The sequence below is a fragment of the Sulfitobacter sp. 15WGC genome (assembly GCF_005068605.1).
Lineage (GTDB): Bacteria > Pseudomonadota > Alphaproteobacteria > Rhodobacterales > Rhodobacteraceae > Sulfitobacter > Sulfitobacter faviae.
This window is the reverse complement of sequence record NZ_SZNL01000016.1, coordinates 1-25,713: the sequence shown is the minus strand read 5'-3', so window position 1 is coordinate 25,713 and position 25,713 is coordinate 1. Positions and strand designations below refer to the sequence as shown.

Genomic DNA, 25,713 nt, shown 5'->3' with positions numbered 1-25,713 from the left:
CGCTCCAATACTGGCGCACCGCGAGCGGCCCGTCCGGATCGAGATGCGCCGCGCGGGCTTGATACGGCGACAGGGCCACGAAGATCAGCAGCCCCGCCATCAGCGCGAACATCAGCACGCGCACCTCGTTGCGTCCCTGCGCAAGCAGCCCCGACATCACTTTGCCGGGGCTGCGGTAGGTCGCAACGATATCGCTGGTGACAGCCATCAGGCGCTACGACGCTCCAACCACGAGCTGAGACGCCCGGTGATTTCCTCGCGCAGTTCCTCGGCCTCGATCTCCTCCACCGCTTCGGCAAGGAAGGCCAGCGTCAGCAGGTCGGTTGCCTCGGCATGGGACACACCGCGGGCGCGGAGGTAGAACAGTGCCTCCTCGTCGATCGCGCCGGAGGTCGAGCCATGCGAACAGGCCACGTCATCGGCGTAGATCTCAAGCTCGGGCTTGGCGAGGAACTGGCTGTCGCCGTCCAGAAGAAGCGACTGGCTGATCTGGTAGCCATCGGTCTTCTGCGCGCCTTCCTTTACGAGGATCTTGCCCTGGAACACGCCGGTGGCACCGTTGCGCAGCACCTTCTTGAAGACCTGACGGCTTTCGCAATTCTCGGCATCATGGGTGATGAAAACCGTGTCGTCATGGTGGAAATCGCCATCGCCGACGCAGGCGCCCGCCACATGGGCCGAGGCATCGTCGCCAGTGAGCTCGATCACGCATTCGTTGCGTGTCAGCGCGCCGTTCACGGTGACGGTAAAGCTCTTGAACAGCGACTCGGTCCCCAAACGGGTGAAGACATGGGTCGCGGCACGGCGCTCGTGGTCGCGGCCCTGTGCGCGAACATGGTGGAAGCGCGCGGTGTCGGCCACCTCGACCTCCATCACGGTGTTGAAGCGCGCAGCTGCGGGACCGTTCTCCAAAAGCGTGACTTCGGCACCTTTGTCGAGCTTTACCACATGGTGCAAAATCGCGTCGGAAGTCTCTGATTTGTGTTGATAAACCAGATTGATCGGCTTGCTCGGCGTGCCGGAGACATGGATCAAGACGCCATCGGTCGCGAAGGCGGTGTTGAGCGCCGCGAGCGGACGCTGCACCGGGGTCTGGCCGTTCTTTTCCAGCGTGCCGTAGAGGTCGCGTGCCCAATGCAGGTCGCTGTCCGCCGCGGCGAGCCGTTCGATGCTGACGCCTTCGAGCGTGAGGTCATCCGAGGCGTCGGCGTCGAACACGCCATCAACAAAGACGATGCGCAGACGCTCGGTGCCGTCGAACAAGGGCGCGTCACCGTGATCGAAGATCGCGGCAGGCTGCGCCTCAGCCTGGGTCAGCGTGTCGGGGCGGGTGAACTTCCAATATTCATCCCGGCGCTGCGGCAGGCCCATGGTGCGAACCCGCGCCAGCGCATCTTCGCGCGCCGCTTGGCTCCAGCCGCCCTGCGGCATGTCGAGCGCTGCGATCATCGCCTCGGTCGGGGTTTCTTTCAGTTGTGCTTCGGCCATTATGCCACCTCGGCAAGGATGTCTGCGTAACCGTTGTTCTCGACTTCGAGCGCCAGCTCAGGCCCACCAGTCTTGATGATGCGGCCATCATGCATGATGTGCACGACGTCCGGTTTGATGTGGTCGAGAAGACGCTGGTAGTGCGTGATGACGAGGAAACCGCGGCCCTCGGTGCGCAGGGCGTTCACGCCTTCGGCCACCAGTTTCATCGCGTCAACGTCGAGGCCCGAGTCGGTCTCGTCGAGGATGCACATCTTGGGCTCGAGCATCGCCATCTGCAGGATTTCGTTGCGCTTCTTCTCACCGCCGGAGAAGCCCATGTTCACGGGCCGCTTCAGCATCTCGGCGTCGATCTTCAGGTCTTTCGCCTTGGCGCGGATTTCCTTGAGGAAGTCGGCGGCCGAGATTTCCTCTTCGCCGCGCGCCTTGCGCTGTGCGTTCACGGCCGTACGCAGGAAAGTCATGTTGCCGACGCCGGGGATTTCCACCGGGTACTGGAAGGCAAGGAAGAGGCCCGCCGCGGCGCGCTCTTCGGGTTCCAGTTCGAGGATGTCTTCACCTTCGAGCGTGGCGGAGCCCTCGGTGACCTCGTAGCCGTCCTTGCCCGAGAGCACGTAGCTCAGCGTGGACTTGCCCGAGCCGTTCGGCCCCATGATGGCGTGCACCTTGCCGGCCTCGACTTCCAGATCGACGCCCTTGAGGATCTGCTTGTCCTCTTCTTCCAGTTTCACCTGCAGGTTCTTGATGCTCAGCATTTCGGTCTCCTTCTGGCGCGCCTTGCGCCGCAATTCATGCTATTTCAGTGTTGTCTCAGGGGCTTGCCCCTGCGTGTTAAAGTTCATGCCGCCCCCTGACGGGCGCAGAGCGCGGCGGGAAAGCTGTCTTTCAGCGCGGCGCGGCAGGCCGTGATGCCGCCCTGGTAGCTCAGCGGCGCGTCGGATTTGGGTGCCGCCGGAATATCGGCCAAGGCAATCGGCGCGCGCATGTCGCGCCCCACGGAGGCGGCGTAGTCGTGAAACTTCAGCCGCCCCTGCCCCTCGGGCGCCACCCAAGTGTTGGCCACGCCGTAAGCATCCGCCGTGATCAGCCCGTGCAGCGACGAGGCAAAGACATGGGCACAGGCGGCGATGCCGGCGCAAACCTGCTCCACCGGATCGCGCGGGTCGATCAGCACATAGGCGCTGTCGGAGGCCACGAGGTCCAGCAAGTCGGGACCGTCCGCCAGCGTGTGATGCGGCACGATGCCGATCTTGTCGCCGCGTGGTGCGTCACTGGGCAGAACCTCGTTCACCAAGAGCCCCGGATCACCGAAAACGTCTGTCTCGATGCCCAATAGAGCCGCCGTCACCGGCCCGCGCAGCAGCGCGATCTCGATGTTCTTCAGGAACGCACGGCCCCCGGCGGGGCGCAGCAGACCGCTGCCCCAGATCACCGGCCTGGCCCCGACGCGCGGCGTCTCGTAGTTCCGCCGCACGACCTGCATGAGCGAGCCAAGGCCGAAGACCTCGGCCTCATCCACCGACGCATGTTCCACCCGCCGCCCCGAGACATGGCTCAGAATCAGCGGGCTCAGCGCATCGCCGAAGTTCGGCTGCGCCTTCCACCAATGCAGGCGGAGGGGGGTATGCGCCGCATCAAGGCTCATCAGCCGACGGAGCCTTCCAGCGAGATCGCCACGAGCGCCTGCGCTTCCATGGCGAACTCCATCGGCAGCGCCTGCAGCACGTCCTTGCAGAAACCGTTCACCACCAGCGCCACGGCCTCTTCCTCGTCCATGCCGCGCGAGCGGCAATAGAACATCTGGTCGTCGTCCACCTTCGACGTCGTCGCCTCGTGCTCAACGCGGCTCGAGTTGTTCTTCACCTCGATATAGGGCACCGTATGCGCCCCGCATTCCGAGCCGATCAACAGGCTGTCGCACTGGGTATAATTGCGCGATTCCTTGGCCTTGGGGTGCATCGAGACGAGGCCCCGGTAGGTGTTCTGTGCCTTGCCCGCCGAGATGCCCTTGGACACGATGCGCGACTTGGTGCGCTTGCCGAGGTGCACCATCTTGGTGCCGGTGTCGGCCTGCTGCATGTTATTGGCGATGGCGATGGAGTAGAACTCGCCCTGGCTGTCGTCGCCGCGCAGGATGCAGGACGGGTATTTCCACGTCACGGCAGAGCCGGTCTCGACCTGCGTCCACATCACCTTCGCGCGGTCGCCGCGGCAATCGGCGCGCTTGGTCACGAAGTTGTAGATCCCGCCCTTGCCGTCCTCGTCGCCCGGATACCAGTTCTGCACGGTGGAATATTTCACTTCCGCGTCTTCCTCGACGATGATCTCAACCACGGCGGCGTGCAGCTGGCTCTCGTCGCGCTGCGGTGCGGTGCAGCCTTCGAGGTAGCTGACGTAGGAGCCCTTGTCGGCGATGATCAGCGTGCGCTCGAACTGGCCGGTGTTCTCGGCGTTGATGCGGAAATAGGTCGACAGCTCCATCGGGCAGCGCACCCCCGGCGGGACATAGACGAAGGACCCGTCGGAGAAGACCGCGGAGTTCAGCGTGGCGTAGAAGTTGTCCGACACCGGCACGACCGAGCCGAGGTACTTCTTCACCAGGTCGGGATATTCGCGGATCGCCTCGGAGATCGAGCAGAAGATCACGCCGGCCTTTTTCAGCTCTTCCTGGAAGGTTGTGCCGACGGAGACGGAATCGAACACCGCGTCCACCGCCACCCTGCGGCCCTCGGCAGGCGCATCCTCGGCGCCCTCGACACCGGCAAGGATCATCTGCTCCTTCAGCGGGATGCCGAGCTTTTCATAGGTCGCCAGCAGCTTCGGGTCGACCTCGTCGAGCGACTTGGGCTTCTGCGCCATGCTCTTGGGCCTGGCGTAGTAATACTGCTCCTGAAAGTCGATTTCAGGATAATCCACCATCGCCCAATCCGGCTCTTCCTTGCTGAGCCAGCGGTTGTAAGCCTCAAGCCGCCACTCGGTCATCCACTCAGGCTCGCCGTTCTTCTCCGAGATCAGCTTCACGATCTCCGGCGTCAGCCCTTTGGGCGCGTATTCCATCTCGATGTCAGTGGACCAGCCGTATTTGTACTTGCCGCCGACTTCGCGCACGGCATCCACGGTTTCCTGGTCAACGCCTTCCTTGACGCCATCATTCTCTTTCAGGGTCATATTTTCCAAGGTTTCAGTTCCTTTCCGTGGCGGCGCTCAGGCGGCCCGCGTTTCGTGCTTTTTCAATTTGGCCGTCCAGCTCGTGGCGAACCGCAGGATATCTTCCCGGGTGGTGTCGAGGCCCAGCGACACCCGGATCGCGCTGGCGGCCTGTGTTTCATCAAAGCCCATGGCGCGCAATACGGCACTGGCGCGCACCTTGCCGCTGGAACAGGCCGACCCTGCCGAAATGGCAAAACCGGCAAGGTCCATCTGCATCACTTGGGTCTCGCCCTTCCAGCCGGGCGTGATGATACAAGAGGTGTTGGGCAGGCGCTGAGCGCCTTTCCCTACTAAAATAGTCAGACTTGCGACATCCGCAAGGGTCGCTTCCAGCAAATTACGCTGTTCTGCCACCTCTTCCCAACGCCCCGCAGCCAGATCGGCCGCCGCCGCCTCAGCCGCCGCGCCGAACCCTGCAATGGCCGGGATATTCTCGGTCCCCGAACGGCGACCCATCTCCTGCCCGCCGCCGCGCAGCAGTGCATGTTCGGCCAGATCAATGCCGCGTTTGACGATCAACGCGCCGATCCCCTTGGGCCCGCCCAGCTTATGCGCCGAGACAAGGATGAAATCCGCGCCCGAGGTCGCCATTTTGAACCGGGTCTTGCCGAGCGCCTGGACCGCATCGACCAGCACATAGGGCGTGTTTTCCATCGCCCAACACTGCTGCGCCAAAGGCATGGTCTGCTGCAACACACCCGTCTCGCTGTTCGCGGCCTGTAGGGCCACCACATCGGCCCCCGCCGCGGCGGCCAGGTCACCGTCCCAAACACCCTGTGCGTCGACGCCCAAACGCGCCGCCTGCCCCCAAGACAGAACCGCGTCATGCTCCACCGCTGAGGTCACCACACGCGCCCCCATCGCAGCCGCAAGCGCCGCCGCCTCTGTCGCACCGGAGGTGAAAATCACATCGACCGGATCACAGCCCACAAGCCCCGCCACCTGCGCCCGCGCCCGCTCGACCACAGCCTTGGCCGCACGGCCCTCGGCATGGACCGATGACGGGTTGCCGGGCAGGTCCATCGCCGCGATCATCGCCGCGCGCGCCTCCGCCCGCAGCGGCGTGGTCGCGTTATGGTCAAGATAGACCCGCATCCTTCATCCTTTTCCAAATACCGCGGGGGTCCGGGGGCAGCGCCCCCGAAATCCCACATCACCACCCGCGCAGACCACAGCCGCCAAGGCGCCCCCGTTGCCCAAAACCACCGTCACGACTCATCCACCACGGCAAAAAGGGTCGGCACCGCCGGACAAGGGGCAAGCTCATTCTCGACCACATCCGAAAGGCGCGTCTGGTGCAGGAATACATAGACATGCGCGCTCAGCCCCTGCCAGAGCCGGTTGGTCAGCGATTGCGCCCGGCTGCCCGACAGACCGCCCGAGGCGCCCGCCCCCTTGTGCATCGCATCCACCGTCTCATCCACTGCCGCTAGCACATCGACGACGCGAATATCCGCCGCCGGACGCGCCAAACGATACCCGCCGCCCGGGCCCCGGACAGAGGTCACCAATTCGGCCCGGCGCAGCTTGACGAACAACTGTTCAAGATAGGGCAAAGAGACCGACTGCCGCTCGGCAATGTCGCCCAGAGACACCAAGGTGCCCTCGGGTTGCAGGGCAATATCGGCCAAAGCGACCATCGCGTAGCGCCCTTTGGTAGATAGCTTCATCGTCTCACCCTCACCCGCCGCGCCGCGCCATTTGATTGACGTGGGCGGCTTAAATGCCTAAGTCCAAAGACTGATCCACGCGACACTGCGCGGAACCAGATTAGAACCGTTCTAAGGTGGCCTAGCGAATTCGTCAACTATTCGCGGCGATCTTTGAACCCCTAGACAGGGATACCCATGCCCGAGGTTATTTTTCCCGGACCCGAAGGCCGCCTTGAAGGCCGCTACCACCCCCAAAAAGAACGTGACGCCCCGATTGCCATCGTGCTGCATCCGCATCCGCAGTTCGGCGGGACGATGAATCACAAGGTCGTCTATAACCTGCACTATGCGTTCTACAACATGGGTTTCACCGTGTTGCGCTTCAACTTCCGTGGCGTGGGCCGCAGCCAGGGCGAATACGATCAGGGCATCGGCGAATTGTCTGATGCGGCCTCGGCGCTCGATTATCTGCAATCGATGAACAACAATTCCAAGCACTGCTGGGTTGCGGGTTTCTCCTTTGGCGCATGGATCGGGATGCAGCTGCTGATGCGTCGGCCTGAGATCACGGGCTTCATCTCGGTCTCTCCGCCTGCGAATATGTACGACTTTTCCTTCCTTGCGCCCTGCCCGGCCTCGGGTCTGGTCATCAACGGCACCGCCGACCGCGTGGCGCCGCCCGCCGATACCACAAACCTCGTCAGCAAGCTGCACGAGCAAAAGGGCATCACGATCACCCATCAGGAGATCGAAGGCGCCGGGCACTTCTTTGAAGAGCCGCATATGGACACGCTGATCACCTCGACCAGCGACTATGTCAAACGCCGCCTGACGGAATCCACACGCTGATGGCGGACGCGGTCGTCACCCAACTGGCCAATAAATTGGCCGAGGAATGTCTCGCCGTACAGGCCGAGACAGGCGAAGACCGCTTGTTCATGGAAGTCGGCGAGGTGCTGGGCGCCTCGTCGCAAACACTGGAAGAAGCCTTTCTCACCGCCGTTCGCACCCGGATGGCGAATGACAAGGCCCGCTCCTTTCTGGCGCGCAAGCTGCGCGACCATCGCGGCAAGGGCGGCGCATGACGGTGCGGCTGGACAAGCAGATCGCCTTTCTGAACGAGGCCGACAAGCTGAAAACCGTGCTGCGCGGCACCACCCTATGCGATGCCAGCCGTGCGGAAAATTCTGCCGAACATTCGTGGCATCTGACGCTATATGCGTTGGTGCTGGCCGATCAGGCAGGGCCAGAGGTCGACATCAACCGCGTCATCAAGATGCTGATCCTGCACGATCTTGTCGAGATTGACGCGGGCGACAATCCAATCTTTGGCGACTATGACGCCGCCGAGATGGAAGCACAGGAACAAATCGCCGCCGACCGCATCTTTGGCCTCTTGCCGGACGATCTGCGGGACGATTTGCGCAGCATCTGGGAAGAGTTCGAGGCCGCCGAAAGCCCGACGGCCCGTTTTGCCAAATCGCTCGACCGGTTCCAGCCGCCGATGCAGAACCTCGCCTCCGGCGGCGGCAGTTGGACTGACTATAACGTCTCGGAAGCGCAAATCGAAGAGAAGGTGGGCCGCAAGATCGCCATCGGTGCCCCTGCCCTTTGGTCCTATGCCCGCGCCCGCATCAGCAACTTTTTCGCCGGGGTCGACGCCTAACCGCAGCCTTCGGCATACCATTGTATACGATCTTTCTCTTTGGCCCCGAATAGGCTAAAGCACGGCCAAACGCACCCTTAAACAGAGGAATTCGTCATGTCGAAGATCAAGGTAGAAAACCCCATCGTCGAACTCGACGGCGATGAGATGACCCGGATCATCTGGGATTTCATTAAGAAGAAGTTAATCACGCCCTATCTTGACGTTGACCTGAAGTATTATGACCTCGGCATCGAAGTGCGGGACGAGACTGACGACCAGATCACCGTCGATGCGGCCCATGCGATCCGCGAACATGGCGTCGGTGTGAAATGTGCTACCATCACGCCCGACGAGGCGCGGGTCGAGGAGTTCGGCCTCAAGCGCATGTACCGCAGCCCCAACGGCACCATCCGCAACATCCTCGGCGGCGTGATCTTCCGCGAGCCGATCATCTGCCGCAACGTGCCGCGCCTTGTGCCGGGCTGGACGCAGCCGATCGTCGTCGGCCGCCATGCCTTCGGCGACCAGTACCGCGCCACCGACTTCCGCTTCCCCGGCAAGGGCAAGCTGACCATCAAATTCGTCGGCGATGACGGTGAGACCATTGAGAAGGAGGTCTTCGACGCGCCCTCCGCCGGTGTCACCATGGCGATGTACAACCTCGACGATTCGATCCGCGATTTTGCGCGCGCGTCCTTCAACTACGGTCTGAACCGTGGCTGGCCGGTCTATCTCTCGACCAAGAACACGATCCTGAAAGCCTATGACGGGCGCTTCAAAGACCTGTTCCAAGAGATCTTCGACGCGGAATTCGCCGAGGACTTCAAGAAGAAGAACATCTGGTACGAGCACCGCCTGATCGACGACATGGTTGCCTCGGCGATGAAATGGTCGGGCGGCTATGTCTGGGCCTGCAAGAACTACGACGGCGACGTGCAGTCGGACACCGTGGCGCAGGGCTTTGGCTCACTGGGGCTGATGACCTCGCAACTGATGACACCGGACGGCAAGATCGTGGAGGCCGAGGCCGCCCATGGCACCGTCACGCGCCATTACCGCCAGCACCAGAAGGGCGAGGAGACATCGACCAACTCCATCGCCTCGATCTACGCTTGGACCGGCGGGTTGAAGCACCGGGGCAAGCTGGACGGGAACACCGCGCTGATCAACTTCGCCGAGACGCTGGAGAAGGTCGTGGTGGATACGGTGGAATCAGGCTTCATGACAAAGGACCTTGCCCTGCTGGTGGGGCCGGATCAGGGTTGGCTGACGACCATGGGGTTCTTGGAGAAGGTGGACGAGAACCTGAACAAGGCGCTGGCGGGCTGAGCCTGTCGAGAGCTTGGGACGACCGAGGGCCGCAGCGATGCGGCCCTTTTCTATTTTTCGCTCACGCCTGTCACCCGGGCCCGGAATCAAGCCGTAGGCGCCGGGCCATCGCCTGCCCGCCCGTCACGCCGGAGGCGTGCCACTTTAAAGGGGGCGCACCTTCGGTGCGACCGGGTAGGCGATTTGGTTACGCTGGGCGTGAACTCGCGGAACGCACAACATTGCTGAGCCATAAAGTGGCACGAGGCGACGTAAGATCGCCCACCCGCGGGCAGGCGCTGGCCCTCATTGCGAAACTGGAGCCGCGCTGGCCCTCACTGCCCCCGGTTATGCGTCCGCGCGTAAAGCTTCGCGATGATCCCACTCGCCGTCTTCTCGAACAGGCACGGGATCAGCGCATGCACCAGCGCCGCGCCAGCCGCCGCGAACAGCAGCCCCGAAAACTTCAGCGCGAAAGCCATATGCTCCAGAAACGTCTCATCCACCTTGGCGGGATGGTCGAGGAAGATGCGTGCGATCATGGGAAACTCCTGTCTCTGCCTTTCTCCACCCTAAGCGATCCTGCTTGTGATGTTGTCTCAAAACTCTCCCGACAACCGCTTGTGCGTGAGATTATTTCCCACCAAACTACCGCCATGATAACACTTGATGACATAGACCGCCGCATATTGGTCGAACTGCAACGCGACGCTAGCCAATCCCTTGAGGCGCTTGGCGCGGCGGTCCACCTGTCGCGCAATGCCTGCTGGCGCCGCATCCGGGCGCTGGAAAAGGCCGGCGTGATCAAGAACCGCGTCACGCTCTTGGACGCGGCGAAACTCGACCTCGGTCTCAGCGTCTTTATCCAAGTCCGCACCAACGCCCATGCGCGCGACTGGCTTGAGAAGTTCTCCCGCGCCACGAAAGCCATGCCCGAGATCCTCGGCGTCTACCGGATGACCGGTGATCTGGACTATTTGATCCGGGCGCGCGTTCGGGATATGGCGGGATATGATCGCCTCTATCAGGACCTGATCCGCCGTGTGCCGCTATCGGATGTTTCGGCCAGTTTCGTGATGGAGGAGATCAAGGAAACCACCGAACTCCCGCTCTGAGGAAGACCGAGATGCATTACCTGTGGCTCATCATCGCCGTGGTGGCGGAAACTCTTGGCACGACCGCGGTGCAGGCCTCGCATCAATTCACCCGGCTCTGGCCTTCGGTGGCGGTAGTGGTCTTTTACATGATCTCTTTCTACTGCATGTCGCTGGCGCTGAAGGTCATGCCGGTTGGGATCGTCTATGCCTTTTGGGCCGGTCTGGGCATCGTGCTGATCGCGATTATCGGCTTCGTCCTCTTCGGTCAGCGGCTTGACCTGCCCGCGGTTCTGGGGCTTGTGCTGATCATCAGCGGCATTCTGGTTATCCACCTCTTTTCGAACAGCGCCACCCATTAAGGCTGCACCAGTGGCACAGCTTCGCGCAGTAAGGGGGGCGTCACGGCATTAGGGCTAGCAATTGTAGCCGGGGCGCGGTATGGGCGGCGCAATTATACGCGCAGCTTCAGGTTGGCGCGTCCCTCCCCTATCCAAAGGCTGACTTAATGGACCTGCGCAACATCGCAATCATCGCCCACGTCGACCACGGCAAGACGACGCTGGTGGACGAGCTTCTAAAACAATCCGGCACCTATCGTGAAAACCAGGCGACCACCGAACGCGCCATGGACAGCAACGATCTGGAGCGGGAGCGCGGCATCACCATCTTCGCCAAGCCGACCTCGGTCGTGTGGAACAATACCCGCATCAACATCGTCGACACGCCGGGCCACGCCGACTTCGGCGGCGAGGTTGAGCGCATCCTGTCGATGGTCGATGGCGTGGTGCTTTTGGTGGACGCAGCCGAAGGCCCGATGCCGCAGACCAAATTCGTGACCTCTAAGGCGCTGAAGCTGGGCCTGCGCCCGATCGTCGTGCTGAACAAAGTCGACAAGCCGGATGCCGAGCCTGACCGGGCGCTGGACGAATGTTTCGACCTTTTCGCCAGCCTCGACGCCACCGACGAACAGCTCGAATTCCCGCATATGTATGCCTCGGGCCGCTCCGGCTGGGCGGATGCCGAACTTGACGGGCCGCGCAAAGACCTCTCCGCGCTGTTCGACCTGATCCTTGATCACGTCCCCGCGCCGAAGCAGATCGAAAACGCCGACAAGCCCTTCACCATGCTGGCCACCACGCTCGGCGGCGACCCGTTCCTAGGCCGCCTGTTGACCGGTCGGGTCGAAACCGGCACCTTGAAAGCGGGCCAAACCGTCAAGGCGATGTCGCGCGACGGCACCCAGATCGAGACCTTCCGCGCCACCAAAATCCTCGCCTTCCGCGGGCTGGAGCAGACCGCCATCGACGTGGCCGAAGCGGGGGACATCGTCTCCATCGCGGGCATGGCCAAGGCCACCGTGGCTGACACGCTGGCCGATCCTTCGGTGAACGAAGCGATCCCGGCGCAGCCGATCGACCCGCCCACCATCACTGTGACCTTTGGCATCAACGACAGCCCGCTCGCGGGCCGCGACGGCAAAAAGGTGCAATCCCGCGTGATCCGCGAGCGTCTGCTGAAAGAAGCGGAGAGCAACGTGGCGATCAAAATCTCCGATACGCCGGGCGGTGAGGCTTTCGAAGTCGCGGGCCGCGGCGAATTGCAGATGGGCGTGTTGATCGAGAACATGCGCCGCGAGGGGTTCGAGCTGTCGATCTCTCGCCCGCAGGTGCTGTTCCAAGAGATCGACGGCGTGCGCCATGAACCGATCGAAGAAGCCACCATCGACGTGGATGACGAATACTCCGGCGCGGTGATCGAAAAAATCACCGGCACCCGCAAGGGCGAGCTGGTCGAGATGAAACCCGCCGGCGCCGGCAAGACCCGGATCATCGCCCATGTCCCCTCGCGCGGGCTCATCGGCTATCACGGTGAATTCCTGACCGACACCCGCGGCACCGGCGTGTTGAACCGCGTCTTCCACGGCTGGGCACCGCACAAGGGTCCGATCCCGGGCCGTCGCGCGGGCGTGCTGATCTCGATGGAGAACGGCACCTCGGTCGCCTACGCGCTGTGGAACCTCGAAGAGCGCGGCAAGATGATGATCGGCGCGCAGGCGGACGTCTATACCGGCATGATTATCGGCGAGCACAGCCGCGACAACGATCTGGAAGTGAACCCGCTAAAGGGCAAAAAGCTGACCAACGTGCGCGCCTCGGGCACCGATGACGCAGTGCGCCTGACCCCGCCGATGACGCTGAGCCTTGAAGAGGCGATTGCCTATATTGATGACGACGAGCTGGTCGAAGTGACCCCGAACGCTGTGCGCCTGCGCAAGCGCTACCTCGACCCGCATGAGCGCAAACGGATGGCAAAAGCCAGCTAAGCTACGGCAAATCAAAACAAAACGGCAGCGCATTTCACGATGCGCTGCCGTTTTAATATCCGCGCCTCGGAGGCCTCGCGGCGTTACGTATCGCTTTCCTCGCGATCGATATGCCCACGCCTCGCCAAACTCAGCGCCGCAATCAGGCAAAGGATGGCCCAGGCCCCGCCGCCAAGCCAGCCCGCCGCCACATCCGTTGGCCAATGTACCCCCATATAGACCCGGCTGATCCCAACGAGCAGCGTAAGCAGGACGGCAACCGCCAGCGTATAGACCTTGAGCGCCCAGCGTTTCTGCGCCCGCGCCACCATCGCGCCGAGGGTGAGATAGGCCACCGCCGCCATCATCGAATGCCCCGAGGGGAAGCTCGCCGTATGCACGAGTGACCCATGCGGCACGAGGTCAGGGCGCGGACGGTCGAAAAACTCCTTGGCGATGCTGCTCAGCACGATGCCCCCGCCAACGGTGGCGAGGATGTAAAGCGCGGTCGACCACCGCCGTTGCAGCAGGAAAAAGAGCGAGACGACGACGGTCGTCAGTACCAGCACCGCGACCCCGCCGAGGGCTGTCAGATCGCGGCCAATTTCCTCCACCCACCACGGGCCGATGGGATCGGAAAGGTCGCCGGGCGTGCGCAAGAACAACAGGATGTCACGGTCAAGGCTGCTGGTGCTGCCTTCGACGACCTCTTCAGTCAGTTCGGCCAAGGTCCAAACGGCTGTGATCGACAGCCCCATCAGGGCCAGTGTCGTCACCTCCACATGGCGGCGGCACCATTGGGCGAAAGCGGATAGTCGGTCGAAGTTCATGAGGGATCAACCGCCTTCCCGTTAGAAGGTTCCGCCCCGGCAATGCAAGACGCCCCGCCTGTCGTTCAGGCGGGGAGTTCTAGGATTATTCCTCAGTTTCGACGATCATCAATTCGCGCTCGGAGGCTCCGCGCGCATGGCTCAACGCCGCCTGATAAGCATCGGAATGGTAACATTTTTCGGCCGTTTCGACATCGGGGAAACGCGCCACCACGTTGCGCGGCCGCTCTTTACCCTCAAGCTGAACGAACCGCCCGCCGCGGGCGATGAACTTACCGCCATGTGCCGCAATGGCCTCGGTGGCGCCGGCGGCGTATTTCTTATACGCCTCCTCATCGGTGACGGTGACATGTGCAATCCAAAGTGCGCCCATGGGCCTTATCCTTTCAAGATGTTCTCAGCCGCGGCAATCGCCGCCTCGGCATTCTCCGCCGAAGCGCCGCCGCCCTGCGCCATGTCGGGACGGCCACCGCCGCCCTTACCGCCCAGTTCGGCCACCGCCGCTTTCACCATGTCGACCGCCGAGAGACGATCTGTCAAATCCTTCGTCACACCGCCTGCGACCGCGGCCTTGCCGCCGGTGTCGGCGATCAACAATACCGCGCCCGAGCCGAGCTTGGCCTTATGCTCATCCACCAGACCCGGCAGGTCTTTGCCCGTGATACCGCTCAGCACTTGGCCTACGAATTTCACGCCGTTCACCTCGCGCGCCTCGGGCGCAGCCGCGCCGCCGCCCGACATCGCCAATTCACGACGCAGCTGCGCCACTTCGTTAGACAAGCTGCGGCGCTCGTCCAGCAATGCACGCACCCGGTCCGGGACATCGCTGGCCGAGGTTTTCAACTCCGCCGCGACCCGGCTCAGCGCCGCTTCCTGTTCGCGCAGCCATGCCAAAGCCTCGGTCCCGGTCAACGCTTCGATCCGGCGGACGCCCGCGCTGCTTGCACTGTCACCCAAAAGGACGAAGGCGCCGATATCCCCCGTCTGCCGCACATGAGTGCCGCCGCAAAGCTCCAGCGAATAGGTCGATTTGTCGCTGCCCTTGCCGGACCCTTCCAACTGACCCATCGAGACGACACGCACCTCGTCGCCATATTTCTCACCAAAGAGCGCCTGCGCCCCCATGGCGCGCGCATCGTCCGGCGTCATGATCCGCGTCTCAACCGGCGTGTTCTGGCGAATGTAATCATTCACCTCACGCTCGACCTGGCTCAACTCGTCCTGCGTCAACCCTTTGGCATGGGAGAAGTCAAACCGCAGACGATCATGCGCATTCAACGAACCGCGCTGCGAGACATGATCCCCAAGCGCGTTGCGCAGGGCCTCGTGCAACAGGTGCGTGGCCGAGTGGTTGGCGCGGATGGCACTGCGCCGCAAACGATCCACCTCAAGAACGGCACTCTGACCCGGTTTCACCTCGCCTTCGACCACATGGCCGAAATGCACGAAAACGCCCGCCGATTTCCGCGTATCGGTCACGTTCACGATACCGGTCTGCGTCCGGATCACGCCGGTGTCGCCGACCTGCCCGCCGCTTTCCGCGTAAAACGGAGTCTGGTTCAGCGCGACCTGCACATCGCTGCCTACTGCGGCGGCTTCGACCTGATCACTGCCCTGCACCAAAGCGACGATCTGCCCCTCGGCGCTTTCAGTGTCATAGCCCAAAAACTCGGTCACGCCGCTTTTGTCGGCCACATCGAACCAAACGGTAGCATCCGCAGCTTCGCCCGATCCGGCCCAAGCCGCACGGGCCTTGGCCTTCTGCGCCGCCATCGCCGTGTCGAACCCCTCGGTATCGACAGCACGGCCCTTCTCGCGCAGCGCATCCTGCGTCAGATCAAGCGGGAAGCCATATGTATCATAAAGTTTAAACGCCGCCTCCCCCGGCAGGGTTGCCCCCTCCGGCAAACCGCTCAACTCATCATCCAGCAGCTTCAAACCGCGATCCAACGTTTGGCGGAAACGGGTTTCCTCCAACAATAGGGTCTCACGGATAAGCGACTGCGCCTGCCCCAACTCAGGGTAAGCCGCGCCCATCTGCTGCACCAAGGATGGTACCAGTTGATGCATTAAGGGATCCTTAACGCCGAGCAGATGCGCATGGCGCATGGCGCGCCGCATGATCCGGCGCAGCACGTATCCGCGGCCCTCGTTGGAGGGCATCACCCCATCGGCAATCAGAAAGGAGGTCGACCGCAGGTGATCTGCGATCACCCGGTGATGGGTCTTGCCCGGCCCGTCTGGATCGGTCGAAGAGGCATGGGCGCTGGCCTCAATCAGGTTGCGCATGAGGTCGGTGGCATAGTTGTCATTCGTGCCCTGCAACAACGCGGCCACCCGTTCGATCCCCATCCCGGTATCGATCGACTGGTTGGGCAGCGGCTGGCGCGTGCCGTCTTCGAACTGCTCGTATTGCATGAAAACGAGGTTCCAGATCTCGACGAAACGGTCACCGTCTTCCTCGGGCGATCCCGGAGGGCCGCCCCAAATGTGATCGCCGTGATCGTAGAAAATCTCAGTGCAAGGCCCGCAGGGGCCGGTGGGACCAGCAGACCAGAAGTTATCATCCGTCGCGATGCGAATGATGCGCTCGTCCGGCAGGCCGGTATGGGCCTTCCAGATTTTAACCGCTTCTTCATCGGTATGGTACACTGTGACCAAAAGGCGGTTCGGGTCGATGCCGAACTCCTTGGTCAGCAGGTCCCAAGCAAAGGGGATCGCTTCGGCCTTGAAGTAATCCCCAAAGCTGAAGTTGCCGAGCATCTCGAAAAACGTGTGATGCCGCGCGGTATAGCCGACATTGTCGAGATCATTGTGCTTGCCGCCCGCCCGCACACATTTCTGCGCCGAGGTGGCACGGCTGTAATCGCGCGTCTCGACCCCGGTGAAAAGGTTCTTGAACTGAACCATACCGGCCGCAGTGAACATCAATGTCGGGTCGTTGCGCGGCACCAGCGGGCTGGAGGGCACGATCTGATGCCCCTGCGCATCGAAATAATTCAGAAAAGTTGAGCGAATTTCATTCAGCGTCTTCATGGCGAGGCCTTCCGGGGCAGATTTGATCGGTCCCAAATACCCCTCAGCCCCGGCGCTGTCCACCGTTCCCGCTCATGAAAAAGGGGCGCAGCCTTTGGCCACGCCCCTTCGTAAATTCAAATTGTCAAAGCAGGTTCAAGCTTCAAGAATATCCGCGTCGTCACCGCCGGAGCCTTCGAAGTCCAACCCATGAGCGGCGCGGATCTTATCTTCGATCTCCGATGCCATGGCAGTGTTCTGTTTCAGGAAGTTCTTGGCGTTCTCACGCCCCTGCCCAATCCGCTCATCCCCGTAGCTGAACCATGAGCCGGATTTATCCACCACACCGGCTTTCACCCCTAGGTCCAGCAACTCCCCCATTTTGGAGATGCCTTCACCATACATGATGTCGAATTCGACCTGTTTGAAAGGCGGCGCCACCTTGTTCTTGACGATCTTGACCTTCGTTGCGTTGCCAACAACCTCGTCCCGGTCCTTCAGGGCGCCGATCCGACGGATGTCGAGACGGACGGAGGAATAAAACTTCAGCGCGTTGCCGCCCGTAGTGGTCTCAGGAGAGCCGAACATTACGCCGATCTTCATCCGGATTTGGTTGATGAAGATCACCATACAATTGGACCGGCTGATCGAACCGGTCAGCTTACGCATCGCCTGGCTCATCAAACGGGCCTGCACACCGACATTGCTGTCGCCCATCTCACCTTCAAGCTCGGATTTCGGCGTCAGGGCCGCGACGGAATCGACGATCACCATATTGACCGCGCCAGAACGTACCAGTGTATCGGTGATTTCCAGCGCCTGTTCACCCGTGTCGGGCTGGGAAATCAACAGCTCGTCAATGTCCACGCCAAGCTTTTTCGCATATTGCGGATCAAGGGCATGTTCCGCGTCGACAAAGGCGCATACGCCCCCGGCCTTCTGCTGCTCTGCCACGCAATGCAGCGTCAGCGTTGTCTTACCCGAAGATTCCGGGCCATAAATCTCAATGATACGCCCCATCGGCAAGCCACCGATACCAAGCGCAATATCAAGGCCGAGCGAGCCTGTGGAGCTAGCTTTGATATCCTGGATCGCCCCTTCGGCCCCCAGTTTCATGATCGACCCTTTGCCGAACTGACGTTCGATCTGGGCCAGCGCGCTGTCGAGCGCCTTTTGCTTTTCTGCGGTTTTCTTGCTGTCCATCGTCAAAAGATCTGCCGTTGCCATTAGGTTCATTCCTTAGTGTCACAGTGGCGCCCCGGCGGCAATCGCCTGCGCGCTGCGTCGCTTATGTTCTTCTAATGTTCCATATGAGGGTAAATGAGGAACATTTCAATGACTTTGTTTGTCCTTTATGTTTTGGCGGGAATGGTAAAGAAATGGTTTACCCAAATGACATGGGTCCGTGTGCGGCCCGAGGAAAGACGCAATTGATTGTTTTTTTCAAAGAACGGCTGGCTTTTCTGTCGGTCCCGAAAACAGGAACCACCGCCTATGAGAAAGCACTGGCGCCGCGGGCGGATATGGTGATTTCCGATCCGCCCATGCTGAAACATGCGCCGGTCTATCGCTATAACCGCTTTATTCGACCAATGTTTTTAAAGGTTTGCGATGCCGAGCTTGAGCTGATGGCAGTGATGCGCGAACCGATCTCTTGGCTGGGCAGTTGGTATCGCTATCGGCAGCGCCCCTTCATGAAGGATAAGCCGAACAACACTTTCGGGATCACTTTCGACGAATTCGTTCTCGCCTATATGAAGGGCGACAAGCCGGGGTTCGCCGATGTGGGGAGCCAGTTGAAGTTCATGGAGACCCAACCGAACGGCACCGGGATCACTCACCATTTCCGCTATGAAGATCAGACGCGGCTTCGTCGCTTTTTGGAAGAGCGGCTCGACGTGATGCTGACCCTTGGGCAAGAGAATGTCTCTCCCAAAATGGAGCTGACGCTATCCCCAAACGTGGAAAAGCGCTTTCGCCGTAAGTTCGCGGCGGAGTTTGAACTCTACGAGTCGATTACATAACCCTGCCCCGCGTGATGCTCAATGCAGCTGATTGTGGACCGTTGTGGTCAGGTCGGTGAGAGAGAAGGGTTTGGGCAGGAAGACAGAATTCGGAATTTTCGACTGTTCCTGACCGAAGTTATCCTCCGCATAGCCCGAGACGAAAACAACCCGCACATCCGGGCGTTGTTTGAGCGCCTGGCGCACCCAGCTCGGACCGTCCATGCCGGGCATAACGACGTCCGTCACGAACACATCGATGTCCAGCTCCTTATCTTCGAGCATCTTCAACGCGGCTTCGGCGGATTCGGCTTCGAGCACCGTGTAGCCGCGGAGCCGTAATGCGCGGCTTGCGAAAGCCCGCACGGGTGCTTCATCCTCCACCAGTAAGATCACCCCGTCGGACCGCTGAAGCGGGCTTTGATCCAGCGATGCCGGGGGCTTTTTCGCGACCGCAGTGGGCTGGCCCTCCAGTACGGGAAAGTAGAGGGTGAAACATGTGCCCCTGCCCAACTCACTGTCGATAAAGATAAATCCGCCCGTTTGTTTGACGATTCCGTAGGCAGTAGAGAGGCCCAGGCCGGTGCCCTCGCCGGTTCGCTTGGTGGTGAAAAACGGCTCGAAGACCTTTTGCAGCTTATCCTTCGGAATGCCCGTGCCATCGTCATGCACCTGCACCGTGACGTAGCGCCCCGCTGGAACGCTGACCCGATCTCTTTCAAGCGGTTGGTCGAGGGTCGTCACCTCTGTCACGATACGGATTTCGCCCCCGGCGGGCATGGCATCGCGGGCGTTGACGACGAGGTTCATCAAAACCTGCTCCAACTGGCGTTTATCCGCGCGGATCGGGGCGAGAACGGGGTCATGACTGAGGGTAAGCGTTACTTTTTCGCCCACCAGACGGTTCAGCAAATGCGTGAGATCGGCAAGGGTATCACGCATGTCGAGTGTCTCGGGCCGGAGAGTCTGCTTGCGCGAAAAGGCGAGGAGTTGCCCCACAAGCGCGGCCGCCCGATTGGCGTTTTGGTTGATCTGGACCAGATCGCTGAAATCCGGGTCTCCCTGATCATGCCGCAGTAAGAGGAGGTCACAATGCCCGGAAATCGCCGTCAAAAGGTTGTTGAAGTCATGCGCGACGCCCCCGGCCAACTGCCCGATGGCTTGCATTTTCTGGCTCTGCACGAATTGTGCCTCAAGCGATTTGAGTTCGGTCGCGTCCTGGAGCACCGCGATGAGGGCCGCCTCCCCGCCTTCGGATATGCGGTTGAGCGAGACCTGAACGAAGACCTCCTGATCCGTTCGGGTGAGCCTGAGAAATTCGGACTTCTGAACCAGCCGCCCCGCCAGACTGTCTTGCAGCCAATCCGAGATCGAGCGACCGAGACCCTCCATCAGATGCGAAAGATGGGTGTCGCGCCGCAGCGATACGCCAAGCAATTTCCCCGCCATACGGTTGAAGGCCAGTACCGTTCCGTCGGGGCGCAGTTTGATCATCGGCACGGGGAGGTCTTGAAACGTTTCCCAGCCTAATTCATTGGGAGAGGCCGCCCCTTCGGGCGGCGGCAGAAGATAGAGCGCGCGGCGGTTCGCGCCGGCTTCAACCTCGGCCACCAGTACCTGCCGGTTTCCTTCCGCGGTGGCGATTTCGGTCACGGTTCCGGGGGTTAGTGGTAGGGAATTAAACAATCGGTCGAGTGACTTCACCCGTTCCCCAACAAGCAGGCGCGCCGCTTCATTCATGAAAAGGATCGCCCCACCCCGGCCCAGCATGACCATTGGTAAGGCCATGCTTTCTTGCGCACTGCGGGGGCCCTCACGGGGGCCAATGCTTTCAACCCGCCAAAGCAGGCGGTCGGCTGACAGATGGTGCACCGATAGGCGTATGGGGCCGGACCGGGTGATCACCTCTTCCCGCGCGTTGCCGTTGGCGGCAGCGCGTGATTGTAGGCGGTAAAGAAGGCCCACGGGATTGGCAAAATGCCTGTGCAGCGCCTGCGCGAGGGTTTCTTCGCCGCCCTTGCCGAACTGCTTCTGAGCCGCCTCGTTGCGATAGAGGACTTGTCGATCAGAGGTGGCGATGAAACTTGGTGTGGCATCTTTTGCGATGAAGTCCGCGACTCCACTGGCACTGGCGCGATGCAGCGCCCTATCCCGCAGATGGATGGTGATGTAACCAAATGAAATCAAACCCAGTGTGGCCGCCGAGGCGGCGAGGGCAAGCTGTAACGTCGCATCGGTGCTGCGCAGCGCAAGCGCGCCGCCGGCAATGGCCATCACCACGAGCAGCCAAAGCCGCCCGAGCTTCGCCTGCCGCCCAATCCCTGAATGCCCAACGCCCTGCTGCACGCACATCCCCTAACAACCGAATCATACGACTATTACGTGCGACAGAGGTTAAGCAGGCTTTAACCGAAATCGGTTTGCACGCATTGGTTGATTATGAGTAAATTTACTCGCGCGTCAACTGTGTTGAAAAGAACCCGTCGCCATCGGGGGTCACGTCATAGCGATCCATGCGGGCGACTTTCCATTCTGGGTTGCGGGCGAGAAAGGCTTCGACCCGCGCCTCGTTCTCCTCTCGAAACAGGGAACAAGTGGCGTAAGCCAAGACACCGTCACGGGCGGTAAGCCCTGCCGCCGTATCCAGAATTTGATCCTGAATGGCCGTCAGTTCAGTCAAACGTTCGGGGGTCAGGGTCCATTTTCCCTCTGCCGCGCGGCGCCATGCGCCGGAGCCGGAACAGGGCGCATCGCAGAGAACGCTGTCATAGGGCGCGCCGGCTGCGGCCTCTTCGGTATTGACCAGGGAAATCGCGACGCCCGCGCGATCGGCGCGGAGAGGAAGGTCGCTCATCCTGCGGGGGTCGATGTCGTGGGCCGTGATCTCGCGCAGGGGGTCCATGGCCAAGGCCAAGGCCTTGCCGCCACCCCCGGCGCAGTAGTCGAGCACCCGGCCCCCCTGCGGCAGCGCGGCGACAACGGCTTGGCTCGAAGCATCTTGCAGTTCGACATAACCATCGGCGAAGGCGGCGGAATTTCGGATGCGGCGCGCGCCTTCGATCACGGTCAGCGCGGCTTCGGCAAGCGGGTTTGCGCGGGTTTGGACACCCTCTTCGGCCAGCAGTTCTTGCGCGGCGGGCACCGCGATCCGCGCCGTGTTGACCCGCAGGCAGATCGGCCCGCGCTCTTGAAGCGCGAGGGCCGCGGCATCCGCATTCTCCCCAAGCGCCGTATCGAAAAGGGGGAGCAGCCAATCGAGCAGGTTCAGCCGCGTTGCGCGATCCTCGGGCATTGGCGGGAAAGCCCGTTCAACCTCGGACAGCGGCGCGGGCGCATGGCCCCCCCCCTGAGAAGAGCGCGTCAAGGTCGCCCCCCTGCCCGTGCAGCACACCGATCATCAGCGCGCGGCTCGTCTCCCCCCTGCCGTAATGTGCCGCGCTGCGTTTCTGGCGCAGCACGTCGAACACATGATCGCGCACGGCGGCACGGTCTTTGGAGCCCGCGAAACGGCTCTGACGTGCCCATCGGGTCAGTGCCTGTTCGGCGGCCAGCCCCCCGGCAATTGCGTCCAGAACTTCTATCGCAGCGGATACGCGCGCGCCGGGGGTCATGACATCTTCCTTTTGGAAAGTACGGCCCGCGGGCCGTTGCTTTATGGGTTAACCGATACGGTAATTCGGGCTTTCGCGCGTGATCTGCACGTCATGCACGCGGTTATCTAACTCATATAAATCTTTATATATCAAAACCTTAACCAACATCATGCATCAGCTCGCTTCAGCCTTCAAGTCTCTCTTCGCAGGTCTACAGTTGTGAATGGCTGAATGGAAGGCCACCATTCCCCATCGAGAACGGCCGCAACTTCAAGGACCGGCCCCAATTTGCGGCGTTTGTAGAGGTCGGTGGTAGGGCTCCCGGCCTCGAAAAGTTGACGCCTGGTCCGAGAGGAAATCTCAAAATGCCCCATAACTGCGCTGATTGCCGCATCACTCACCCTCTCGTCGAGCCAATCGGCAAATGTGCGCCTAATCGAATACCAGTTTACATTCCCTTGTTCGGTTGGTTCCAGCACCTTCCGCTTGACCTGGTCAGGCGTTCTGGCCGAATGCGCTCGCGCCACCAATCTCTGAATAATTTGCGTAAAATTGCGAGCGCCTGCTGAGATTGGGCCGCCGGTTTCATGAATAAGGAAACCGTCTCGATTTGCCGCAACGAGCCTGCTCAAAATACGCTCCATAGGACCAGTAACCGGTATAATTGGAGTTTTCTTTCGCCGATTTGTTTCGACAAATCCTTCCCCAAGAAGATCAATAACACCAAGATCAAGGCGAACCTTCGCCCCCGTCATGTCTGCCACCGCGCCGATCCGACCACCGCAGCCGATGTCGAGAAGAAGAAGATCGAGAACGTGTGGACGCTTGCAAGCGTCGATCAGTAGGCCCAGTTCCTCGAAGCTGATGTATCTGCCTTTCGGATCTCGATCTTCCGGCGCTGTGACCCCTGCGATGAAAGGGATCTTGGGCGGATTGTGAGTCGTTAGACTGTCGCTTTTCGCGAGTGCGCAGGCCTCTACTGCGCTGCCGATAATGTCAGCAATAGTATTGGGATGTAGCCTGGGCTTGCCGTCAGGTGTAAGGGTCTTTAGCTTCGACTTGGCATTTTCGGGGCGAACCCGACCCTCTTCCATGCCCTTTACCAGCGCCCGAAGAGCAGGACCCATCTTGGACATTCTGACGTTCCAAAGATGCGGTTTAAAGTATAGCTCCCTCCGATTTTCCAAGAGACGAAAGCGTTCGGCTGCAAGCTGCTTCCGCTTGTCCTGCTCAAAGCCAAGCCAAATTTCACCGAACGTCGGATCATCGCCGCTGTCAGGTCGAATAGTCTCGGTGCGATCCAAGACGACCTTCATGCGCTCCTTTGCGAGCGTTCTTGCCTGTTCCAGAGTCGCCGCATGCAGGCATTTCGTTTGAGTTTTCTTAGCGTGAGAATCCCACCATCTCAGGTAGAGTGCGCGCCGGTTCTCAGCTATGGTGAACCGCCCGATCTTTTCGATTGTTTTCATGCATCAGTTATCCCGTGACTTTCTCACCGGATAGCACCGCCATCACCCAAAGAGCAAGTCGACCACGTCATGGTCACGCTTCATAGCTGTTCGATACTTCGAATTCTTCGGCGTCGGCGGGGATGTCGTAGCCGCTGTCCGACGAACTCCAAGGTAAGCCTGCAAATCCGACATCAAGTAACGAATACCTCCGTCTCGAATGTATGCAATCTGGCCATCGCGACGACGACGCTGCAGCGTTTTCGTGCTCAGCCTCAGGTATTGGGCGGCTTCGGGTTCTGTCATGACTTCATTCATGGACAGGAGGTCAGACCGAAGCGAAAAAGTCAGAATTGGTTTGATTGTAACTGTGGGTTGTCAGCCTTCATACATGCATTCCCTCGAGAGGTAATCGGGGAATCCAACAAGGCGGAGGCTGCACCGCGTCAACTGGAAATCGATCGGGGCGGGCCCGAATCCGCTAAGATGGACATCGACCGGACGAAGTCGATCTTCCGCGCCAGAGGTTGGGCTCGGCGTTTCTTCGCGACATCTGAAGCAAAGGAAGGCGAAATTATAGTCTTCTCTGGAACAGCACCGTATCGTATCAGCCTTCGCCTCGAACGGGGCAAACCGCCTTTCAAAACTCCATGATCGCCGCAGTTCCATTCTCCTAAGCAGTCTTCTTAGGCACCGCGGGCTTCTTATCGGCAGCGCCAATCTAAACTGCTAAACCGCGTTCGACATACCTGTCGCGGAGGCCGTGGCAGCGGTCCATCCGAGAAAGGAAAACTTCGCCGTCACCCAATGTGTGCAACAAGGAAAGGTGATGCACCGCAGCCTTCATGATTTCCTCAATTGATGAAGACGAGATCCGGATCCCATACTTCAGTTTGGACGAAAGCAGCCAGAAAGCCCGTAGGTTCATCCTACTCGTGGATCTCGCCACTTTGATTGAAAATAAATATGCCGCCGCGACGGCAAAGTTTCAGGATCAGTGGGCCGAACTTGATGCTGTCTAAGTGAACGGGAGGCCGCGGCGGACATCTACGTGCCCTTCCGCCATCGACGGCATTCTGAGCGGATCATCCTAAGAGACTTGCAGGCCGCTCTTCGATCACGGCTGACAAGGCGGCTGTCCCACGCTATAAACCTTTCGCCCAAAGCGCCCGCTTGCTCCCCTCCGAACGGGAAGCAGCTCAAGTTGACTTTAGCAAGAAGTCAGGCAGCGGAGTCGCGCTCTGTTCAAGTTCGGCAGCTCTGGCTAAGACTGGGCCAACACCGCACAAGGCATACCAAACAGTCCTCTGCCAGTTCGTCAGTAACCTGGCAGAACTTCGGCAGTCGCGACCAGTCCTTTCCCTTCAGCAATACAGCCCATGGCATTGGCGACGCTCGCTGGAGCGTAAGAGTTCGCGCAGGCATCCTTGATGATCTCCAACTGGTTTTCGTTCATGCTGCAATTGGACACGCAAAGTAGAAACGTCACGTCCTCTTCCCCTGTTTCCGCCCCTTCGATAAGGGCAAGCCCAATGTCGTCTGTGGTCAAGGCAATGGCCGCACAGCTAAGCACTACATCTTGGAGAGGCGAAAGAAGAAATCAGCCCGTCTCGAGGACCCGCAAAGCTCCACGCACTGCGTCACGGGCTCGAGCGGATGTGACAACGCTTGTTATGAGAAAGGTCGATCTTGTTCTTCTGCTGCTCCTCTCGCTGAGAGCAGCAGGAGAACAAGCTGCCCTTATTAACACCAACCCGGAGGCCACTGGGTTTTGGCAATAACGGGCCCGAAAGGAGGAACGGCACGTCTTGGATCTGAGGCAATCCTGCCCAGGCATAACAGGGAGAACAATATGTTCGAAGTCCCCAAAGCCAGCCACTGCGCTGCACCGAAGACAATCACCAAGCGAGAAACACCGAAGGATGAGGCGGTGACCCAATCGAGTTGCCTTTCGCTCTCGGTAAACGAAGCTGTCGTAGGAGCCCGCGATGTCGCGGACGCTTTCAGGCGAATTGATAATAGCGCCAACCTTCATAAGGAGTTGCACCAGCCGATCGGTGACATTTTGTGCGGAAAGTTGTCCGCCGACAGCTTCTCCGGGCAGAAGATCGATTGTTTA

General features: G+C 60.6%; 25 protein-coding genes and 1 pseudogene. 9 read left to right on the top strand and 17 right to left on the bottom strand.

Features of this window, described 5'->3' with window-relative positions:
• From FCK22_RS18960 to FCK22_RS13625, 7 genes and pseudogenes are all read right to left on the bottom strand, one after another.
• Positions 1-208: pseudogene (locus tag FCK22_RS18960) on the bottom strand (YIP1 family protein); the annotation flags it as partial.
• Positions 208-1,488: a Fe-S cluster assembly protein SufD gene (sufD, locus tag FCK22_RS13650; protein ID WP_067262947.1), complete on the bottom strand. Its 1,281-nt coding sequence runs from the start codon at positions 1,486-1,488 to the stop codon at positions 208-210. The gene sufD and the pseudogene FCK22_RS18960, both read right to left, overlap by 1 nt.
• The gene (gene sufC / locus FCK22_RS13645; RefSeq protein WP_067262950.1) at positions 1,488-2,243 is read right to left on the bottom strand and encodes a Fe-S cluster assembly ATPase SufC; all 756 of its coding nucleotides are present in this window, start codon (positions 2,241-2,243) and stop codon (positions 1,488-1,490) included. The genes sufD and sufC overlap by 1 nt, the downstream gene beginning before the upstream one ends.
• An 83-nt stretch (positions 2,244-2,326) precedes the next feature.
• Positions 2,327-3,133, bottom strand: coding sequence for a polysaccharide pyruvyl transferase family protein (locus FCK22_RS13640; RefSeq protein WP_067262953.1), 807 nt, complete (start codon positions 3,131-3,133; stop codon positions 2,327-2,329).
• Positions 3,133-4,656 (bottom strand): Fe-S cluster assembly protein SufB, encoded by a 1,524-nt coding sequence (sufB, locus tag FCK22_RS13635; RefSeq protein WP_067262981.1) that lies wholly within the window; start codon positions 4,654-4,656, stop codon positions 3,133-3,135. Before sufB ends, FCK22_RS13640 begins: the two co-directional genes overlap by 1 nt.
• 36 nt (positions 4,657-4,692) lie before the next feature.
• The gene (locus FCK22_RS13630) at positions 4,693-5,793 is read right to left on the bottom strand and encodes an aminotransferase class V-fold PLP-dependent enzyme (RefSeq protein WP_067262956.1); all 1,101 of its coding nucleotides are present in this window, start codon (positions 5,791-5,793) and stop codon (positions 4,693-4,695) included.
• A gap of 113 nt (positions 5,794-5,906) precedes the next feature.
• A complete protein-coding gene (locus tag FCK22_RS13625; RefSeq protein WP_067262959.1) occupies positions 5,907-6,368 on the bottom strand; it encodes an Rrf2 family transcriptional regulator in 462 nt (153 codons plus the stop codon).
• A 177-nt stretch (positions 6,369-6,545) separates the two neighbouring features.
• On the opposite strand from FCK22_RS13625, the gene FCK22_RS13620 reads away from it, so the two are divergent.
• The 4 genes from FCK22_RS13620 to FCK22_RS13605 all read left to right on the top strand — a co-directional run bounded on the left by FCK22_RS13620 (position 6,546) and on the right by FCK22_RS13605 (position 9,327).
• Complete coding sequence (locus FCK22_RS13620) at positions 6,546-7,199, top strand: alpha/beta hydrolase (RefSeq protein ID WP_067262961.1); 654 nt, start codon at positions 6,546-6,548, stop codon at positions 7,197-7,199.
• Complete coding sequence (locus FCK22_RS13615; RefSeq protein WP_067262964.1) at positions 7,199-7,435, top strand: hypothetical protein; 237 nt, start codon at positions 7,199-7,201, stop codon at positions 7,433-7,435. The genes FCK22_RS13620 and FCK22_RS13615 overlap by 1 nt, the downstream gene beginning before the upstream one ends.
• Positions 7,432-8,016, top strand: coding sequence for an HD domain-containing protein (locus tag FCK22_RS13610; protein ID WP_067262968.1), 585 nt, complete (start codon positions 7,432-7,434; stop codon positions 8,014-8,016). The genes FCK22_RS13615 and FCK22_RS13610 overlap by 4 nt, the downstream gene beginning before the upstream one ends.
• A 96-nt stretch (positions 8,017-8,112) precedes the next feature.
• Entirely contained in the window at positions 8,113-9,327 is a 1,215-nt protein-coding gene (locus FCK22_RS13605) for an NADP-dependent isocitrate dehydrogenase (protein ID WP_067262970.1), read from the top strand.
• Between the two features lie 314 nt (positions 9,328-9,641).
• Here the strand turns inward: FCK22_RS13605 and FCK22_RS13600 are convergent, their stop codons facing one another.
• Positions 9,642-9,848: a DUF6356 family protein gene (locus FCK22_RS13600; protein WP_067262973.1), complete on the bottom strand. Its 207-nt coding sequence runs from the start codon at positions 9,846-9,848 to the stop codon at positions 9,642-9,644.
• Positions 9,849-9,962: 114 nt separating this feature from the next.
• Between FCK22_RS13600 and FCK22_RS13595 the strand changes: the two genes are divergently transcribed.
• The 3 genes from FCK22_RS13595 to typA all read left to right on the top strand — a co-directional run bounded on the left by FCK22_RS13595 (position 9,963) and on the right by typA (position 12,726).
• The gene (locus FCK22_RS13595; RefSeq protein WP_067262976.1) at positions 9,963-10,421 is read left to right on the top strand and encodes an Lrp/AsnC family transcriptional regulator; all 459 of its coding nucleotides are present in this window, start codon (positions 9,963-9,965) and stop codon (positions 10,419-10,421) included.
• An 11-nt stretch (positions 10,422-10,432) separates the two neighbouring features.
• The gene (locus tag FCK22_RS13590) at positions 10,433-10,762 is read left to right on the top strand and encodes an SMR family transporter (protein WP_067262978.1); all 330 of its coding nucleotides are present in this window, start codon (positions 10,433-10,435) and stop codon (positions 10,760-10,762) included.
• A 146-nt stretch (positions 10,763-10,908) separates the two neighbouring features.
• Complete coding sequence (gene typA, locus FCK22_RS13585; RefSeq protein ID WP_136720495.1) at positions 10,909-12,726, top strand: translational GTPase TypA; 1,818 nt, start codon at positions 10,909-10,911, stop codon at positions 12,724-12,726.
• 83 nt (positions 12,727-12,809) lie between these two features.
• Here typA and FCK22_RS13580 read toward each other — a convergent pair whose 3' ends face one another.
• The 4 genes from FCK22_RS13580 to recA form a co-directional block, all read right to left on the bottom strand.
• On the bottom strand, positions 12,810-13,535 hold the full coding sequence (locus tag FCK22_RS13580) for a phosphatase PAP2 family protein (protein ID WP_067261800.1): 726 nt from the start codon (positions 13,533-13,535) through the stop codon (positions 12,810-12,812).
• An 85-nt stretch (positions 13,536-13,620) separates the two neighbouring features.
• Complete coding sequence (locus FCK22_RS13575; RefSeq protein ID WP_067261798.1) at positions 13,621-13,908, bottom strand: DUF1330 domain-containing protein; 288 nt, start codon at positions 13,906-13,908, stop codon at positions 13,621-13,623.
• Between the two features lie 5 nt (positions 13,909-13,913).
• Positions 13,914-16,571 (bottom strand): alanine--tRNA ligase, encoded by a 2,658-nt coding sequence (gene alaS, locus FCK22_RS13570; protein WP_067261796.1) that lies wholly within the window; start codon positions 16,569-16,571, stop codon positions 13,914-13,916.
• A 135-nt stretch (positions 16,572-16,706) separates the two neighbouring features.
• A complete protein-coding gene (gene recA / locus FCK22_RS13565) occupies positions 16,707-17,777 on the bottom strand; it encodes a recombinase RecA (protein WP_067261794.1) in 1,071 nt (356 codons plus the stop codon).
• 203 nt (positions 17,778-17,980) lie between these two features.
• On the opposite strand from recA, the gene FCK22_RS13560 reads away from it, so the two are divergent.
• Positions 17,981-18,574, top strand: a complete 594-nt coding sequence (locus tag FCK22_RS13560; RefSeq protein WP_067261793.1) for a gamma-glutamyl kinase — start codon at positions 17,981-17,983, stop codon at positions 18,572-18,574.
• 18 nt (positions 18,575-18,592) lie between these two features.
• On the opposite strand, the gene FCK22_RS13555 is transcribed toward FCK22_RS13560, so the two are convergent.
• From FCK22_RS13555 to FCK22_RS13530, 5 genes are all read right to left on the bottom strand, one after another.
• Positions 18,593-20,827, bottom strand: a complete 2,235-nt coding sequence (locus tag FCK22_RS13555) for an ATP-binding protein (protein ID WP_231886286.1) — start codon at positions 20,825-20,827, stop codon at positions 18,593-18,595.
• 175 nt (positions 20,828-21,002) lie between these two features.
• Positions 21,003-21,917, bottom strand: a complete 915-nt coding sequence (locus FCK22_RS13550) for an RsmB/NOP family class I SAM-dependent RNA methyltransferase (protein WP_349237605.1) — start codon at positions 21,915-21,917, stop codon at positions 21,003-21,005.
• Positions 21,862-22,164 (bottom strand): hypothetical protein, encoded by a 303-nt coding sequence (locus FCK22_RS19595; RefSeq protein WP_349237604.1) that lies wholly within the window; start codon positions 22,162-22,164, stop codon positions 21,862-21,864. Before FCK22_RS19595 ends, FCK22_RS13550 begins: the two co-directional genes overlap by 56 nt.
• A gap of 173 nt (positions 22,165-22,337) precedes the next feature.
• Positions 22,338-23,615, bottom strand: a complete 1,278-nt coding sequence (locus FCK22_RS13545) for a site-specific integrase (protein WP_136720494.1) — start codon at positions 23,613-23,615, stop codon at positions 22,338-22,340.
• A gap of 1,297 nt (positions 23,616-24,912) precedes the next feature.
• Complete coding sequence (locus FCK22_RS13530) at positions 24,913-25,143, bottom strand: hypothetical protein (RefSeq protein WP_136720491.1); 231 nt, start codon at positions 25,141-25,143, stop codon at positions 24,913-24,915.
• Positions 25,144-25,446: 303 nt separating this feature from the next.
• Here FCK22_RS13530 and FCK22_RS13525 point away from each other — a divergent pair.
• Positions 25,447-25,713 (top strand): hypothetical protein (locus FCK22_RS13525; RefSeq protein WP_136720490.1); only part of this gene is annotated, 267 nt, incomplete at its 3' end.